We start from the raw sequence: 15,690 nt of genomic DNA on the forward strand, positions 1-15,690 counted from the left end.
CCAGCGGTTGATGGACGTGATTGGTTTTGCTTGAAAGGGGTTCCTAGTTGGCACAGAAAAACCCGGATTCCTGTTTTCAAAATCCCAAGTACGCGGGCTTTTCGCCTGCGCTCGATGATGCCTATCGCCTGATCGACAGCGCCCTGATCTATTACCAGGGCCAGATCGTCGGCACCGTCGCCAGCACCGACCACACCGCACCGGCCGTCAATTACAGTGATTGCTTCGTGCGGGATTTCTTCTCGGCGGGGTTGATCATGCTGCTTGAGGGGCGGGCTGACATTGTGCGCGCGTTCTTGCACGTAATCATGCAGCTTCGTGGCCAGCAGGAGGCGCTGGAAGGTCAGCAGATCGCGCCGGGCGTCCTGCCGGCTTCATTTCGCGTCCATCGGGATGCCGATGGAGAAGAAACCATCATCGCCGATTTTGGCGACCGGGCCATCGGTCGGGTCGCCCCCGTCGATTCGATGATGTGGTGGGCCGCTTTGCTGCGCGCTTACGTGCGGTACACCGGCGACGAAGCCTTTGCCCACACGCCGGAAATCCAGCGCATGTTGCGGATGATTCTGAGCCTTTGCCTGCAAAGCCGTTTCGAGGTTTTCCCCACCTTGCTCGTGCCCGATGGTTCCTTCATGATCGATCGGCGGATGGGGGTCAACGGCCATCCGCTGGAAATTCAGGCGCTGTTCGACATGACGCTGTGTTGTGCCGATTTGCTGGTGCCGGAAGAGGGCAGCCAGTGGCTGATCGACCTGGCGCATCGTCGGCGCGTCGTGCTGCGACAATACCTGCAACGGTATTACTGGCTCGATATGGACGTGCTCAATCGCATCTACCGGTTCTCGACCGAAATGTTCGGCGAAGACGTCGAAAATCTGTTCAACATCTATCCCGAATCGATCCCCGAGTGGTTGCCGGAATGGCTGCCGGATGGCGCTGGCTATTTTGTCGGCAATCTCGGGCCGGGGCGCGTGGATTTTCGCTTTTTCTCTCAGGGTAATCTTTTGATGCTGGTGTCCGATCTGGCCTTGCCCGAGCAGGTCAAAGGATTGATGAATCTGATCGACCTGCGCTGGAACGATCTGATCGGCCGGATGCCGATGAAGCTGGTCTATCCGGCCATCAAGACCCACGAGTGGCGCTTGATCACCGGTTCGGACCCGAAAAATATTCCTTTGTCTTATCACAATGGCGGCAACTGGCCGGTGCTGATCTGGCCCTTCGTCGCTGCGGCCATCAAGGCGGGCCGTTACGACATGGCTTCTCGCGCCTGGGCCGAGGCCGAGGAACGCTTACTCAAAGACAACTGGCCCGAATACTACGACGGCCGCACTGGGCGGCTGGTGGGTCGGCGTTCCAATGTCCGCCAGGTCTGGAGCGCGACGGGGTTGCTTCTGGCGAGGCATTTTCTTGACGAGCCGGATGTATTGAATCGCCTGGGTTTTGCACCTCAGCCGCCGGATGATCCCGAACTGATGGGCGCTCAATGGACGCCTCAAGGTACTCAACATGGAGGACCGCGATGAACGACACGCCAGCGCACGCGAAAGAGCGCCCCGCCGAAACGCGGCCAGAGCCAATGATCGAGCCCAAGATTGAGTCCACGGTCGAGTCAAGTGCCGAGGGGCGCAAGCCCGGGCTGTACATCGTTCTTATTAGCGTGCACGGACTGATTCGCGGTTCTGAACTGGAACTCGGGCGTGATGCCGACACGGGCGGCCAAACCCTGTATGTGGTCGAACTGGCAAGGGCGCTGGCGAAGCATCCGGTTGTTTCGCGCGTGGATCTGTTCACGCGACTCGTGCGGGATGATCGTGTCTCGGCGGACTATGCCCAGCCGGAAGAATCGCTGGCGGACGCACCGAATGCACGGATTGTGCGGGTGCCTGCCGGACCGGACGAATATCTGCCCAAGGAACAACTTTGGGATCATCTGGATAGCTTGAGCGATCATGCGCTCGATTATATTCGCCAGACTGGGCTCAAACCCGCACTGGTGCATAGTCATTATGCCGATGCCGGTTACGTGGGCATGCGGCTGTCGTTGCAGCTGGGCGTGCCGCTGGCGCATACCGGTCACTCGCTCGGGCGGGTCAAGCGTCAGCGTTTGCTGGCCAGTGGCGAGTCCGCCAAGGTCATTGAGCAGAAATATGCGCTCTCCCGCCGGATCCGCGTCGAAGAGGAAGTGCTCGCGGCGAGCTCGCTGGTGGTGGTGAGTACGCAGGATGAAATCGAAACCCAGTATGGTCTGTACGATTGGGCCGATCCCTCGCGCATGGAGGTTATTCCGCCGGGCGTTGATCTGACGCGGTTCGATCCAAAAATCACCGGGCCGATGCCTATTGCCGATGAGTTGGCCCGGTTTCTCCGCGAGCCGGACAAGCCCGCCATCCTTGCCTTGTCCCGCCCCGACGAGCGCAAGAACATCGCCACGCTGGTTCATGCCTACGGCCGCAACCCCGCGCTGCAAGACGTCGCCAATCTGGTCATCGTGGCAGGAAACCGGGATGACATCCGCGACATGGACCCGGGTTCCCGACAGGTCTTGACTGAAATTCTTCTGTTGATCGATCGCTATGATCTGTACGGCAAGGTCGCCTATCCACGCCATCATCAATCGCAAGATGTACCCGATTTTTATCGTTGGACAGCGCAAACCCGTGGTGTATTTATCAACCCCGCGTTGACCGAGCCCTTCGGCCTGACCCTCATCGAGGCCGCTGCCTGTGGTTTGCCCATTCTGGCAACGGAAGATGGCGGGCCACGGGACATCATCCGGGCTTGCAAAAATGGTGAGCTTATCAATCCGCTGGATGCCGAGGGTATGGGCGAACAGTTATTGGCCTTGCTGACCGATACGGCGCGTTGGGACAGCTATGCGCGCAATGGGATCAAAGGGGTGCGTCATCATTACACCTGGCCCGCGCACGCCGAACAGTACTTCGAGACGCTTGCCTCCATGCCGTTGCACCAGCAGACCAGCGCACCCGCCGGGGCTTCTGAAACCGCTGCACATGCCGCATCCACGCCGATGACCGCCGATCGCATGATTCTTATCGATGATCGCATTCTGAATACGGATATTGATGTCGCCGCTCTGCGCGAATTGATTGGCCTGCTGCGACGTCACCGGCGACAGGTGGCATATGGATTGGTTTCCGATCGTCCCCGCCACGACATTCTTGCCCTGCTCAAAAAGCAGGGTTTGGTCGTGCCCGACGTGTTGATTACACGGGGCGGTACGCAAATTCATTACGGTGCACGCCTGTCTCGCGATAAGGGCTGGAGTCGGCACATCAGTTACAGCTGGCAAGGGGACCGTGTGTATGAGTTGCTGGCCGAAACGCCCGGCGTGCGCCTATCTGGTCGTAGCCACCAGGGCCTGTACGCCGTGCATGCCTACATTGATGATCCGGATGTATTCGCGGGCCTGAATGAGTTGGCCGATGCGTTTCATCAAGCGGATATTTCCGCGCGACTGACCGCATTGAACGAACGGGAGTTTCTGGTAACGCCGCAACGCGCATCCAAAGGCTTTGCGATTCGTTATCTCGCGGCCCAGCATGACATTGCACTGATGAATATGCTGGTCGTGGGGAGCGCCGAAGCAGACAGCGATCTTCTGGGCGGCAATGTACTGAGCGCGCAGCTCTGTGCCGAACCGGATGAAGAGTGTGTGGTTCAGGGTGCGGATAACTCGATTTATTGCCCGTCGGCCAGTGGCGTGGCGGGTATTCGCGCGGCAATGGATTTTTATGATTTTCTGGGCGAGTGCCGCGCGCCGTCCACCGATCCCGAGGCCGGTGGCGCCAACGACGAGCCCAAACCCGCGACTGCGGCGTCGGGACCGGCATCATCCAAGGAGGACGAAGTATGACATCCACCGACATCACACCTTCGGCCATTTTGTTGTGCTGCGATCTGGATCGCACGCTCATTCCCAACGGCGCGCAGCCGGAATCACCCGAAGCACGTGCTCGGTTGCGGGCGCTGTGTGCGCATCCAGACATCCATCTGGTGATGGTGTCCGGTCGGCATATCGAGCTTGTGCTCGAAGCCATCGATCAATGGGATTTGCCGCAACCCGATTACATCATCGGCGATGTCGGCACCACGATTTACACGCACCCCGAGCCGGAAGAAGGCCCACCCGATTCCTGGGCGATGTGGCGTTCGTGGGCGGCTGAGCTCGGCCCGGACTGGGGCGGTATGACCCACAATGACATCACCGACCTGTTCCGTGATATCGAGGCCATCAAACCGCAACCGATCGATCGACAAGGCGTATTCAAAGCCAGTTACTTTGTCGATATCGATGCCAATTCGGAAATTCTGGAAGCAGAGTTGGTTCGTCGTTTATGGCAATTGGGCGTCAATGCCCGTTTGATCTGGTCGGTCGATGAGGCGGCGCACACCGGCTTGCTGGATGTGCTGCCAGCCAGTGCCAGCAAACTGCACGCCATTGAATTTTTGAGCGCGACACAAAAGTACCCGATGGCACACACAGTGTTCGCCGGGGACTCGGGGAATGATCTCGAAGTGTTGGGCAGCCATATCCAATCCGTTCTGGTGGCCAATGCGCCGGAAGACGTCCGTGCACGTGCGCTGGCGCTGGCCGAATCGGCCGATGTTGCCCACTCGCTTTATCTCGCCCGAGGCGGATTGTTCGGTATGAATGGCAACTACTCGGCCGGTGTGCTCGAAGGCTTGGCTCATTTTCTGCCCGAAACATTGCCGTGGATGGAGTTGGAGTAATCGAACCGGTTGCCGACTGTATCGTCTACAAAGCTTGGCATCGAGCTTATCCGGTGTGATTTCAAGGTAATGGAACCTCTGATTAAATCAGAGCTTCATTAAGGGAAGCTCGAAAAACCAGTCATTCCCGCTTAGGCGAGAATTCAGCGCCTTGATTTTTCTGGGTTCCTGCTTTCGCGGGAACGACGAATCAAGGGTATTTCGAAGTGCCCTTTAATTATTCCATCAAGAGGACAGTCTCCATGAGTGGTCTTGATCAGTTTTTTCTTGCTTTGGGTCAATGGTTGAAGGAATGGCAGGCACTCGTTCCCTTTTTCCTGTTGCTGATTTTCGGCGGCGGCTCGGTATTGCTCGCGCAAAGGTTTCTGCGTCGGCATTTCAACCGAATGGTCAGCCACGCGCCGATTTCACCGGGTACATTGCTCATTCTGCGCCGGGCGATCAGTCTATCGCTTTGGGCTGTGTTGGCTTTGCTGCTGTTACGCCAGGCCGGGGTCAACGTGGACGGCATCTGGACCATGCTCGCCAGTATGCTGGCCGTGATCGGCGTCGGCCTGCTGGCCGTGTGGACCATGGTGTCGAACATCACCGCCAGTCTGTTCATCTGGATCTGGCGCCCCTACGAACTGGGCGAAACCATCGAAATGCTGCCGAACAATGTCAAGGGCCGCGCGGTAGACCGCAGCCTGATGTTCACCACCCTGCGCGAAGCGGACGGCACTCTCCTGATGATTCCGAATAACCAGTTTTTTCAGAATGTGACCCGACGCTGGCCCAATAGAACCCGCGTCACGGACTACGAAGCCTGGGAAGCCGAGCGCAACTTAGGCGCAGCGGAATATGCCAGTCACCCTGCATCACCGAATCCCGCAGTACCTGACAGCAGCCCTAAGGATGATGTCGTGACCTGAAATTTGGCGTGGCCTACTCCTTGCTAATGTTCTTTACAAATCACGAAAAGAACACACCGAAGGAGTCACACCATGCTTACGGTTTCCGGACATAAGGTTATCCCCGCCCATCATGAGCGGGGCTTTACCCTGATCGAACTGATGATCACCATCGCCATTATCGGCATTCTGGCGAGTATCGCGCTGTTCGCCTATCAGGATTACATCATCCGTGCGCAAGTCAGCGAAGGCGTCACCTTGGTTTCCGGACCGGAATTGGCGCTGGCCGAATGGACGGGCGGCCATCCTAATTTCCCCAATAGCGGTAACCCCGGCAACAACACCTCGTTGGGGCTTGCTGCTCCGGGTTCGATTTCAGGTAGTTATGTGCAATCCGTCGCCGTCATCAATGGCGGTAAGATCGAACTGACCTACGGCAACAAAGCCAACGCTGCCATTGCTGGCGCGGCCAAAAAATGCACCTTGTCTCCCCTGACCAGCGCCCCGGGCGCCATTCGCTGGCAAGTCGATTCCTGCGGTTTCAATTCTCGATATTTGCCCCAAGCCTGGCGCCCTTGAGTCCCTTGGCGAGCGCGCCAATTACGCGCTTACCCGCGCATAGCCCTCCCCGTTGAAAAAGCCAACCTGCGCACAGCCGCCCACTTTGAAAAGAATAGCCGCACAAAACTTCCCCCTTTGAAAAAGGGGGATTGAGGGGGATTCAGAAAGCCAAATGCAAGCCTCATCAAATCCCCTCTGCCCCCCTTTGCTAAAGGGGGGGTGAGGTGCGTTTGTTGAAGTTGTGGTGCTCCGTTGAAAAAGCCAACCCGCGCATAGCTTCCTACTTTGAAAAGAATATCCGCACAAAACTTCCCCCTTTGAAAAAGGGGGATTGAGGGGGATTTGCAAAACCAAGAGCAAGCTTTATCAATTCACCCCCTTTTTTCCAAAGGGGACATCTTTTCCAGCGGAGTGATACTAATTCCTGTCAAAATAAAACAAAATTCAGTACGCGTGATGCAAAAATTGTCATTTTTTGCCATCTTTTACGGCACGGCGCTTATCCACGCCCAGTACAGTAATTTCATCATCACCGCGCTTCTGATGGATCATCCGTTCAGAAAAATACCGTATGCTTCACCCATGCCTTCTACCAAAAAATCCCGACGACCCATCCGGCGGCTGATCTTCCTGCTCTTCGCACTGGCGCTCTTAGTCTTTGTCTTGGTGCAAGCGTGGTTTTATGTGCAGGTCTGGCAGCTACGCACGCACAACCCGCAAACCACGGCGTTTATGCGGGAACGGCTGGCCTTGATTCAAGCGGTAAATCCCAAAGCAAAACTGGATTATCACTGGGTAAATTACGCCGCCATTGCGCCCATTGCCAAGCGGGCGGTGGTTGCTTCGGAAGATGATCGCTTTATGGAACACTACGGGTTTGATTGGACCGGCATTCAGGATGCCTTCGAGAAAAATCTGGCCGAGGGCGAGTTTGCGGCAGGCGGCTCCACCATCAGCCAGCAATTGGCGCGCAATCTGTTTCTCTCGCCCAGCAAGAATCTCTGGCGCAAGGGCGAGGAGGCCATCATTACCTTGATGCTGGAAACCACGCTGGGCAAGCGGCGCATTCTTGAGCTATATCTCAATGTCGTCGAATGGGGTAATCTTTTGTACGGCATCGATGCGGCCAGCCACTATTATTTCCATAAATCCCCGGCGGCACTCACGCCCCACGAGGCCGCGTTTTTGGCCGCCATGCTGCCCAATCCGCGGTTTTATCAGGACAATCCGGGCAGTCGCGGCCTGCAAAAACGTATCCGCGCTGTCGAGGGACGCATGAACTATTCGCGCATACCGCCCCAATAGAATTCAACTCGGAAGGAATCATCCTAAAGTGAAGAGCAAGGAAGCCGCTGAACCCATCATTGCTGTCATCGGCCTAGGCTATGTCGGCCTGCCGCTCGCGGTCGAGTTCGGCAAAATACGCCCCGTGATCGGCTTTGATGTTGATGCCACCCGCATTGACCAATTAAAAAGCGGCCACGACCGCACGCGCGAAGTCGAGCCGGATGAGCTGCAAAACGCCCGCCACCTGAGTTATACCGTCGATCCTGCCGATCTGCGAAAAGCCAGCCTATTTATCGTCACCGTGCCCACGCCGATTGACGCGCACAAACGCCCGGACCTCAGCCCGCTGATCAAAGCCAGCGAAACCGTCGGGCGCGCGCTCAAACGCGGCGATATCGTGATTTATGAATCCACCGTCTACCCCGGCGCCACCGAAGAAGACTGCGTGCCGGTGCTCGAACAATACTCCGGCCTGCGCTTCAACCACGATTTTTACTGCGGCTACAGCCCAGAGCGCATCAACCCCGGCGACAAAACCCACCGCCTGCCCGCCATCAAAAAAGTCACCGCCGGTTCCACCCCTGCCGTGGCCGAAGCGGTCGATGCGCTCTACCGGCAAATCATTACCGCCGGCACCCACCCAGCGCCCAGCATCCGCGTGGCCGAGGCCGCCAAGGTGATTGAAAACACCCAGCGCGATGTCAATATCGCGCTCATCAACGAACTGGCCATCTTATTCGGCAAACTCGGGCTCGATACCCAAGCCGTGCTCGAAGCGGCGGGCAGCAAATGGAACTTCTTGCCGTTTCGCCCCGGCCTGGTAGGCGGCCACTGCATCGGCGTGGACCCGTACTACCTCACCCACAAAGCCCAGCAAGTCGGCCATCACCCTGAAATGATATTGGCCGGTCGCCGCATCAACGACGGCATGGGCGCGTATGTGGCCGGCCAACTCATCAAAGCCATGCTGAAAAAAGGCATCACCGTACAAGGCGCGCGCGTACTCGTGCTGGGGCTCACCTTTAAAGAAAACTGCCCCGATCTACGCAACACCCGCGTCATTGATGTGATTACCGAACTCAAAGACTACGGCCTAACCGTCGATGTGCACGACCCTTGGGCCGATGCCGCTTGCGCACGGCATGAGTACGGACTTGAGCTTACCGCCACGCCACCATCAAATACCTATGAAGCCATCGTGCTGGCCGTTGCCCATCGAGAATTCAGAACCTTGGGCGCACCAGCCATTCACGCACTCGGCAAAGAACAGCATGTGCTCTACGACCTCAAACACCTCTTTCATGCCGATGAAGCCGACATTCGGTTGTAACTGCTGGGTTCGCAAAAAAAAGGGCCATAACCTCCCTCTCCCCTCGTGGGAGAGGGAGGGCTTTGCCAGCTTCGCGTTGGGGGTGAGGAGGTAAAGTCAGCACCCCCATCCCAACCTTCCCCCATCAAGCGGGAAGGAGCCAAAACTTCCTCTCCCGCGGGAGCGGGCGGGCTTCGCCAACTTCGCGTTGGGCGTGAGGGAGCGAAGACTCAAATGGCATAGAACATTTGCCACAAACCCACATCCAAGCTACGTTACTCCCTGAAATCAGGCAAAAAATGATAGAGCCACACATCATGCGTCTAACCCCAGCCGTGCAGCACACCATCAAAACCACCGCAGCCGAAGTTTTTGGTGCGGAGGCCAAAATTAGCCTGTTCGGCTCACGCACCGATGACACACGCAAAGGCGGCGACATTGATCTGCTGGTCGAACTACCCAGCCCCCAGTCCGAGGTGCAACGCAAGCGCTTAAGCTTCGTCGCGCGCCTGCAACAACGCCTGGGCGACCAACCTATCGACGTGCTCATAGTGCAACCCAACACCCAAAAACAAGCCATCCACGAAGTCGCACAAGCCACGAGCATCCCCTTGTGAACACCAACCAACTTTCTGATCGCGCACGTTTTTTAGCCACGCTGCGCATTGTGGCCAAAGAAAGCGCGCATCTAGAATGGAGTCAGCAACGGCTCTTCAGCCAACCCATCACCCCCGCCTGGGTCGAAGCGCTCGACACGCACCCCGAACTCGCTGAACGGTTGGAGGCCTTTGTGTCCCGCTATGGCCGCCTGCAAGACACCATTGCCGACAAACTACTGCCACGCTGGTTACGCGCACTGGCCGAACGCCCCGGCAGCCAGATCGAAGTGCTCAATCGTGCCGAGCAACTTGGCGTACTCGAAGATGTTTCTCAATGGCTCGAAGCAAGGCAACTGCGTAATACGCTAATCCACGAATACATGGAAGACAGTGCCACCTTTGCAGAAAACATCCAACTAGCCGAACAGTACAGCCACCTGCTGCTGGCAACCTACCAACGCATACACAACGATGCCGCCACGCGCTTAAATATCGCCCCGCATGAATTGCCGGAACACACAGGATACCCCCAGCATGATCGCCCCTAAACTCCGCCGCCTTCTTGGTGGACTCCGCCAAACCCCACTGCACCCGCAATGGTTGGTATTCAAAGACACGCGACAGCAAAAACAACGCATTGCAAAGCGTATTCAGGGGCGCCTGCTCGATATAGGTTGCGGCGAAAAACCACTTACCCCGTTTCTGAGTGCTGGCGTGAACTACATCGGCCTCGACTACCCACCCACCGTCGCCAAAGGTTACAGCGGCAAGGCGGATGTCTTTGGCGATGGGCAACGCCTACCCTTCGCGGACGCCAGCTTCGACTGCATCACTATCCTCGATGTTATGGAGCACCTACCCAACCCTGAAGCAGCCTTTGGCGAGATGCTGCGCGTACTCAAACCCGGCGGCATCCTCATTAGCCAAACTCCGTTTCTCTACCCGCTGCACGACCTGCCGCATGATTTTCAACGCTGGACCGGCGAGGGGCTAAGCCAGTTCACCCAACGCCATCCGGCTGATCTGATCGAACGGCACCACCACAGCAAACCGCTGGAAACCGCCGCCATATTGACCAACCTCGCACTGGCCAAAGGCATGTTGGACAGCCTGCACGCCAAGCATCCCGGACTGCTGCTCTTGCCTTTAGTCATACTGCTCGTACCCATCATCAACCTCGCAGGCTGGGCGTTCGCTCGCCTGTTACCGGATGAAGGCTTTATGCCGCTGGGTTACACCGCTGTATTCAAGAAACGCGCATGAAGCTGTTGATTGTAACCACCTCATACCCGGATGACAGCGACGGCGCAGCGGCGGCGGGTGTTTTTGTGCGCGATTTTGCCTTAGCCTTGGTTGAACAGGGGCATCAAGTAAGCGTCATCGCGCCCAGCCAGACCAGCCGAATAACCGACGAAAATAACGTGCGCGTGCAACGCTTTGCGGTTCCCAAATTGCCGCTTTCATTACTCAAACCCCATGATCCGCGCGATTGGACGGCCATAATCCACACGCTACGTCAGGGTCAGCACCATGTGAATCACATCTGCGCCACATACCGACCTGACTACATCTTCGCGCTTTGGGCGCTACCCAGTGGCGCATGGGCACGGCAAGCATCCCGACGCTACGGCGTACCCTACGGGACGTGGGCATTGGGTAGCGACATCTGGAGCCTAGGCAAAATCCCGCTCATCCGCCAAGGGTTGCGGCATGTATTGCGCCACGCCGCGCACCGCTATGCCGACGGCCTGCAACTGGCGCAGGATGTGACAGACATTAGCGGCCTGAACTGCGATTTCCTACCCAGCGCAAGGCGGCTGCTTGTAACCAACCCACGCACCATCGCGTCCACGCCACCCTACCGACTGGCCTTCCTCGGCCGCTGGCACCCCAACAAGGGCATCGACCTGCTGCTTGAGGTACTTGAACAACTGACCGATAACGATTGGCAGCGCATCGAACACCTACGCATTTTCGGCGGCGGCGCCATGCACGCCCAAGTACATCAGCACTGCGCCCGCCTGATTGCGCTTGGTCGCCCCATTGAAATTGGCGGATTTCTCGACCAAAGCGCCGCATCCGAACTCCTGAACTGGACCGATTTTGTACTGATTCCTTCGCGCATCGAAAGCATCCCGGTCATTTTCTCAGACGCCATGCAAGCCCGTCGCCCGGTGATTGCCATGCCGACCGGCGATCTTCCCGCTCTGCTCAATGAACACGGCTGCGGTGAGGTCGCCGCAGACATTTCGGCAGCCGCTTTTGCATTCGCCCTGCGCAAGGCCTTGCAATCCAACGCCAGCGAATATGCCTCCGGGACTCAAAGTGCCTGTGCACGCTTTGATATTGCTGAATCTGCTCGGCGGTTTACCCGCAACATAGAACTGAGATCACAATGAGCGAATTTACAACACCAACAACCGATCCGCGCTGGGGAGCCGATAAACGCAATATAAAGGCGGAGCAGATTGCGCATATTTTGGAAAATTTGGGCCGCGTCAAACTCGAACAATCAAACGTCCTTGATATTGGCTGCGGAAGCGGGGGAATAGCCGCACATTTAGCACCGCGTGTTCAGTCCATGACCGGCATGGACCCTGAACCATGGCCACGTTGGGATATATGGCTTGAGGCGCATCCCAACCTAAAATTTATGCAGGGAAGTGTCGAAAGTAACAGCCTCGAACCACATTCCTTTGACGTGATTATTTGTAATCAAGTGTACGAACACGTCCCCGACCCACAAGCACTTATCCAGCTCATTGCACGGCTTATAAAACCGGAGGGCATCGTGTACTTTGCAGGACCCAATCTTCTTTTCCCCATAGAGCCGCATGTGTTTTGGCCATTCGTACATTGGATTCCAAGAGAACTAGCCATAAAAATCATGAAAGCATTTAGAGCAAAATATATTGATTATCTCGATGCTTATTCAACTCATTATTGGAAGTTAAAATCATGGCTTTCGCCTCAGTTTGAAATAAAAAATGCCATCCCCTTTTTAATACGAGAAACTCATCCCGTCATCAAGGATAAAAAAACACTAACAAGCCACATTCCGAGTAGTGTTTTATCCATCCTGACCCCGTTGACACCTGGCTTTGTTTTCCTGCTCAAACCCCGCGAAAATGTGATGAAATGAGCTGGAGAAAAAAACCAATCTGGTTGATCCTTGCAGCCCTAATCACGCTGGGAAGTTTTATCTGGCTAGTTCTGTTGCTTAAAGATGGCTTTATTCAAATAATGGAGCAAGGAATGAGCCTGAATACACCAGCGCTCGCGTTGTCTTGGATTCTTGCCGTTGCTGCAACCTTCATCACATCCCAAATTTTCTTCAACATAATGCAGGCATCTGGAGCCAGGTTTTCATCATTTCATGAAGCGTGTGAGCTTAACTTTACCGCGCAAGTCATGCGGCATCTGCCAGGACGTTTTTTTGGTGTTGCTTACCAAGTTGTCAAAGCCAAACATGTCGCAAATACTGCGGAGTGGATTTGTGGAAATATCGCCATCATCCTGCTTTCAACTTGGCTTGCGCTGGTTTTTTCATCAATTATTCTGATTGCTCTGGAAAAAAACATGGCCCTCGCCTTTATGATATTGATATCCACTTTATCTGCACCATTTATTATTTACGGCATAAATTTGTTGCTAGGTCATTTCAGCTCGAAAAACCAAAAAATCGAAAAATTTATTAAAATATTCCATGCCGTGCCAAAAGCCCTTTTCTCTGCCAAGGGCCGCCGCGCTCTAGCATGGGGAACCATTTCATGGTGTGTATATGCAATGGCTTGGGCGGCTTTCGGCGAGGCTCTACCCTTGGAAAGTTGGCACGATGGTTTAATCCTTGGCGCCCTGTACACGCTGGCTTGGGCGATTGGTTTTTTCAGCCTCATTACACCATCGGGCTTAGGCGTGCGCGAACTTGCCTTTGCCCTGCTGGCATCAAGCTATCCACCGGAAATTTTGCTCTTTGTAAGCGTTGCCGCTAGATTAGGCTTAATGCTAGCCGACTTTGTTTTGGGTATTGTGTTTTTAGTGACTGCGAAGCGTGAGATTTTATGACATTGAAAGCAGTCGAAATGACATTAAATACGCTAGGTTGCATAGCGATTAGAAACGCCATGCATCCTAAACTTCGATCATGGTTATTGCGGTTATTTGGCGCTAACGTAGGAATAAATGTCAGAATTCATTCCTGCCGTTTTATGAATTTTGAACTGGGGTTCAAAAACCTAAAGTTTGACGATGGAGTTTACATCGGAACAGATGTTTTAATTGATTGCGCTTGCACATTAAATATCGGCAAGAACACCACTATTTCTGCTCGAAGTGCTTTAATAACGCACTCCGACCCAGGCACCCGCCAAGGTAATGCAATCGCAAAGATTTACCCTGCCAGAAAAACAGGCGTATTTATTGGTAACGATTGCTGGATTGGCGTTGGTGCCATTGTTCTTGATGGGAGCGTGATAAATGACCGGTGCTTAGTCGCAGCGGGTAGCGTTGTTACTGGAAGCACCCTCGATAAAGAATCACTTTATGCCGGGTCTCCCGCCGTATTTAAGAAAAAACTAAACTTCAATTCTGAAAAGTCGTCATCACACTCTTTATAACCCGTTCCGCAATAGCGTCATCAATTTTCGCCGATAACGGCAAACTCACCGTCTGCCTACCAATGCGCATGGCATTGGGGTAGTCCTCTGGTCGCCAGCCAAAATGCTGTTGATAATAAGGATGCTCTGGGATGCTCAGGTAATGCACGCCTACGCCTATACCGGCGTGGGTCATGTGTTCCAAAAAAGCATCGCGGCTGATTCCGGCGCGCTGTTCGTCAATCAGCAGGGTGTAGAGATGGTAGGCGTGGCGGGTGTCTGTTTCGGCGTCTTGCGGGCGGGTGACGGGTAAATCCGCGAACGCGCTTTGATAGTTTGTCCACAGCGCTTGGCGTTTTTTCCAGTTGTGTTCGATACGCGCAAGCTGGTGTATGCCAATGGCGGCCTGTATGTCCATCATGTTGTATTTGAAGCCCGCTTCGGTCACTAGGTAGTGCTTGTAGCCTGCGTCGCCAAAGCGGTGCCAGGCATCTTTGCTCATGCCGTGCAGGGCAAGCACTTTAATGCGGGCAATGTCGTGTTCATCCTGTGCCAGCACCATGCCGCCCTCGCCGGTGGTGATGTTTTTGGTGGCGTAAAAGCTGAAGCAGCCAAAATCGCCGAAGGTGCCTGCTTTTTGGCCGTGGTATTCGGTTTCGATGGCGTGGGCGCAGTCTTCGATGACTTTTAGATCATGCTTGCGGGCAATGCGCATCAAGGTATCCATGTCGCAGGATCGCCCAGCAAAATGCACGGGCAGTATGGCGCGGGTGCGTGGCGTAATGGCGGCTTCGACGGCCTGCGGGTCTATGTTCATGGTGAGTGGGTCAACATCGACCAATACGGGCGTGGCTCCGGTATGGATGATGGCGTTGACGGTCGCGCAGAAGGTAAGTGCGGTGGTGATGACTTCATCACCCGGCTTTAATCCGGCGGCCAACATGCTGATATGCAGAGCTGCGGTGCATGAATTGGTGGCGGCAACATGATCGGGCTGCATACCTTTGTACGCGGCAAACTCACGCTCAAATCGCGCAACCTTCGGCCCGGTACCGAGCCAGCTTGCGCGCATACTGTCGACGACTTCGTCGATTTCGTCCTGTTCGATTTGCGGCGCGCCAAAGACGATAAAGGGTTGTTTTTCAGGCATGGTGATGGCTCTAGGGTTGGTTAAGGCTCGTAGCCCGGATAATCATCTGGGGCAGGTTTTGAGGTCATTATCTTCCACGGATCGCGCTGCGTTTTATCTGGGCGACGCTGCTTGTCAGCTAACAGGCAGGCAGCGAAGAGCTTGGGTTATTATGAATCCACCCCATTGGCTTTTGAGTAGGCCGATTTTAATCGGTGATAAATTGCCACCAGCAATTCTCTTCGTTCATACACTCGGTTAATTGCAGCAGACATTGGTTCAGGTTCGTTTTCGTATTGGTGCGCCAGTTCGTTTCTGTCTTCTCTTAGTGTTCGCCAGTCGTTGGCCGATTCAATCAGATGGAGTTTTTCCAGTTGATTAAGAATATCGATGAAGGGTTTGTCTTCGACATCCTCTTCGAGAAACATCAGTATGCTCTTGAATAGTTTTTGCCCCATGCTGTCCTGTAACTTGGAAAATCGGAACAAGAATTGGTCGATATGCTCGACTTCGTCGTCCGTCAGGGCAATATATTTTTGTTCGTCCAATGGCATGAATGCTGCCT

16 protein-coding genes are annotated in these 15,690 nt (G+C 55.1%); 14 read left to right on the plus strand and 2 right to left on the minus strand.

Going from position 1 to position 15,690, the window contains the following annotated elements; translation table 11 throughout:
- Positions 1-47: 47 nt before the first annotated feature.
- From HNEAP_RS01105 to HNEAP_RS12430, 14 genes are all read left to right on the plus strand, one after another.
- Positions 48-1,526, plus strand: a complete 1,479-nt coding sequence (locus HNEAP_RS01105; protein ID WP_012823125.1) for a glycoside hydrolase 100 family protein — start codon at positions 48-50, stop codon at positions 1,524-1,526.
- Complete coding sequence (locus tag HNEAP_RS01110) at positions 1,523-3,877, plus strand: HAD family hydrolase (RefSeq protein ID WP_012823126.1); 2,355 nt, start codon at positions 1,523-1,525, stop codon at positions 3,875-3,877. The genes HNEAP_RS01105 and HNEAP_RS01110 overlap by 4 nt, the downstream gene beginning before the upstream one ends.
- On the plus strand, positions 3,874-4,755 hold the full coding sequence (locus tag HNEAP_RS01115) for an HAD-IIB family hydrolase (protein ID WP_012823127.1): 882 nt from the start codon (positions 3,874-3,876) through the stop codon (positions 4,753-4,755). Before HNEAP_RS01110 ends, HNEAP_RS01115 begins: the two co-directional genes overlap by 4 nt.
- Positions 4,756-4,997: 242 nt before the next feature.
- Complete coding sequence (locus HNEAP_RS01120) at positions 4,998-5,666, plus strand: mechanosensitive ion channel domain-containing protein (protein WP_012823128.1); 669 nt, start codon at positions 4,998-5,000, stop codon at positions 5,664-5,666.
- Between the two features lie 72 nt (positions 5,667-5,738).
- Entirely contained in the window at positions 5,739-6,224 is a 486-nt protein-coding gene (locus HNEAP_RS13035; RefSeq protein WP_012823129.1) for a pilin, read from the plus strand.
- Between the two features lie 438 nt (positions 6,225-6,662).
- A complete protein-coding gene (gene mtgA, locus HNEAP_RS01130; protein WP_208107199.1) occupies positions 6,663-7,511 on the plus strand; it encodes a monofunctional biosynthetic peptidoglycan transglycosylase in 849 nt (282 codons plus the stop codon).
- 28 nt (positions 7,512-7,539) lie between these two features.
- Positions 7,540-8,823 carry a Vi polysaccharide biosynthesis UDP-N-acetylglucosamine C-6 dehydrogenase TviB gene (tviB, locus tag HNEAP_RS01135; RefSeq protein WP_012823131.1) on the plus strand — a complete coding sequence of 428 codons (1,284 nt, stop codon included), beginning with the start codon at positions 7,540-7,542 and terminating at the stop codon, positions 8,821-8,823.
- Positions 8,824-9,119: 296 nt separating this feature from the next.
- Positions 9,120-9,419, plus strand: a complete 300-nt coding sequence (locus HNEAP_RS01140) for a nucleotidyltransferase domain-containing protein (protein ID WP_041600318.1) — start codon at positions 9,120-9,122, stop codon at positions 9,417-9,419.
- The gene (locus HNEAP_RS01145; protein ID WP_012823133.1) at positions 9,416-9,949 is read left to right on the plus strand and encodes a hypothetical protein; all 534 of its coding nucleotides are present in this window, start codon (positions 9,416-9,418) and stop codon (positions 9,947-9,949) included. The genes HNEAP_RS01140 and HNEAP_RS01145 overlap by 4 nt, the downstream gene beginning before the upstream one ends.
- Positions 9,936-10,664: a class I SAM-dependent methyltransferase gene (locus HNEAP_RS12100; RefSeq protein ID WP_012823134.1), complete on the plus strand. Its 729-nt coding sequence runs from the start codon at positions 9,936-9,938 to the stop codon at positions 10,662-10,664. The genes HNEAP_RS01145 and HNEAP_RS12100 overlap by 14 nt, the downstream gene beginning before the upstream one ends.
- Positions 10,661-11,800 (plus strand): glycosyltransferase, encoded by a 1,140-nt coding sequence (locus HNEAP_RS01155; RefSeq protein ID WP_012823135.1) that lies wholly within the window; start codon positions 10,661-10,663, stop codon positions 11,798-11,800. Before HNEAP_RS12100 ends, HNEAP_RS01155 begins: the two co-directional genes overlap by 4 nt.
- On the plus strand, positions 11,797-12,543 hold the full coding sequence (locus HNEAP_RS12105) for a class I SAM-dependent methyltransferase (protein WP_012823136.1): 747 nt from the start codon (positions 11,797-11,799) through the stop codon (positions 12,541-12,543). The genes HNEAP_RS01155 and HNEAP_RS12105 overlap by 4 nt, the downstream gene beginning before the upstream one ends.
- On the plus strand, positions 12,540-13,466 hold the full coding sequence (locus tag HNEAP_RS01165; RefSeq protein ID WP_012823137.1) for a hypothetical protein: 927 nt from the start codon (positions 12,540-12,542) through the stop codon (positions 13,464-13,466). The genes HNEAP_RS12105 and HNEAP_RS01165 overlap by 4 nt, the downstream gene beginning before the upstream one ends.
- Complete coding sequence (locus HNEAP_RS12430) at positions 13,463-14,017, plus strand: acyltransferase (RefSeq protein WP_012823138.1); 555 nt, start codon at positions 13,463-13,465, stop codon at positions 14,015-14,017. The genes HNEAP_RS01165 and HNEAP_RS12430 overlap by 4 nt, the downstream gene beginning before the upstream one ends.
- On the opposite strand, the gene HNEAP_RS01170 is transcribed toward HNEAP_RS12430, so the two are convergent.
- Both HNEAP_RS01170 and HNEAP_RS01175 read right to left on the minus strand, forming a co-directional pair.
- Positions 13,983-15,146 (minus strand): DegT/DnrJ/EryC1/StrS family aminotransferase, encoded by a 1,164-nt coding sequence (locus tag HNEAP_RS01170; protein WP_012823139.1) that lies wholly within the window; start codon positions 15,144-15,146, stop codon positions 13,983-13,985. The two genes, HNEAP_RS12430 and HNEAP_RS01170, sit on opposite strands and share 35 nt — an antisense overlap.
- Before the next feature lie 149 nt (positions 15,147-15,295).
- The gene (locus HNEAP_RS01175; protein ID WP_012823140.1) at positions 15,296-15,679 is read right to left on the minus strand and encodes a hypothetical protein; all 384 of its coding nucleotides are present in this window, start codon (positions 15,677-15,679) and stop codon (positions 15,296-15,298) included.
- Positions 15,680-15,690: the final 11 nt, after the last annotated feature.

This window comes from Halothiobacillus neapolitanus c2, from assembly GCF_000024765.1.
GTDB lineage: Bacteria > Pseudomonadota > Gammaproteobacteria > Halothiobacillales > Halothiobacillaceae > Halothiobacillus > Halothiobacillus neapolitanus.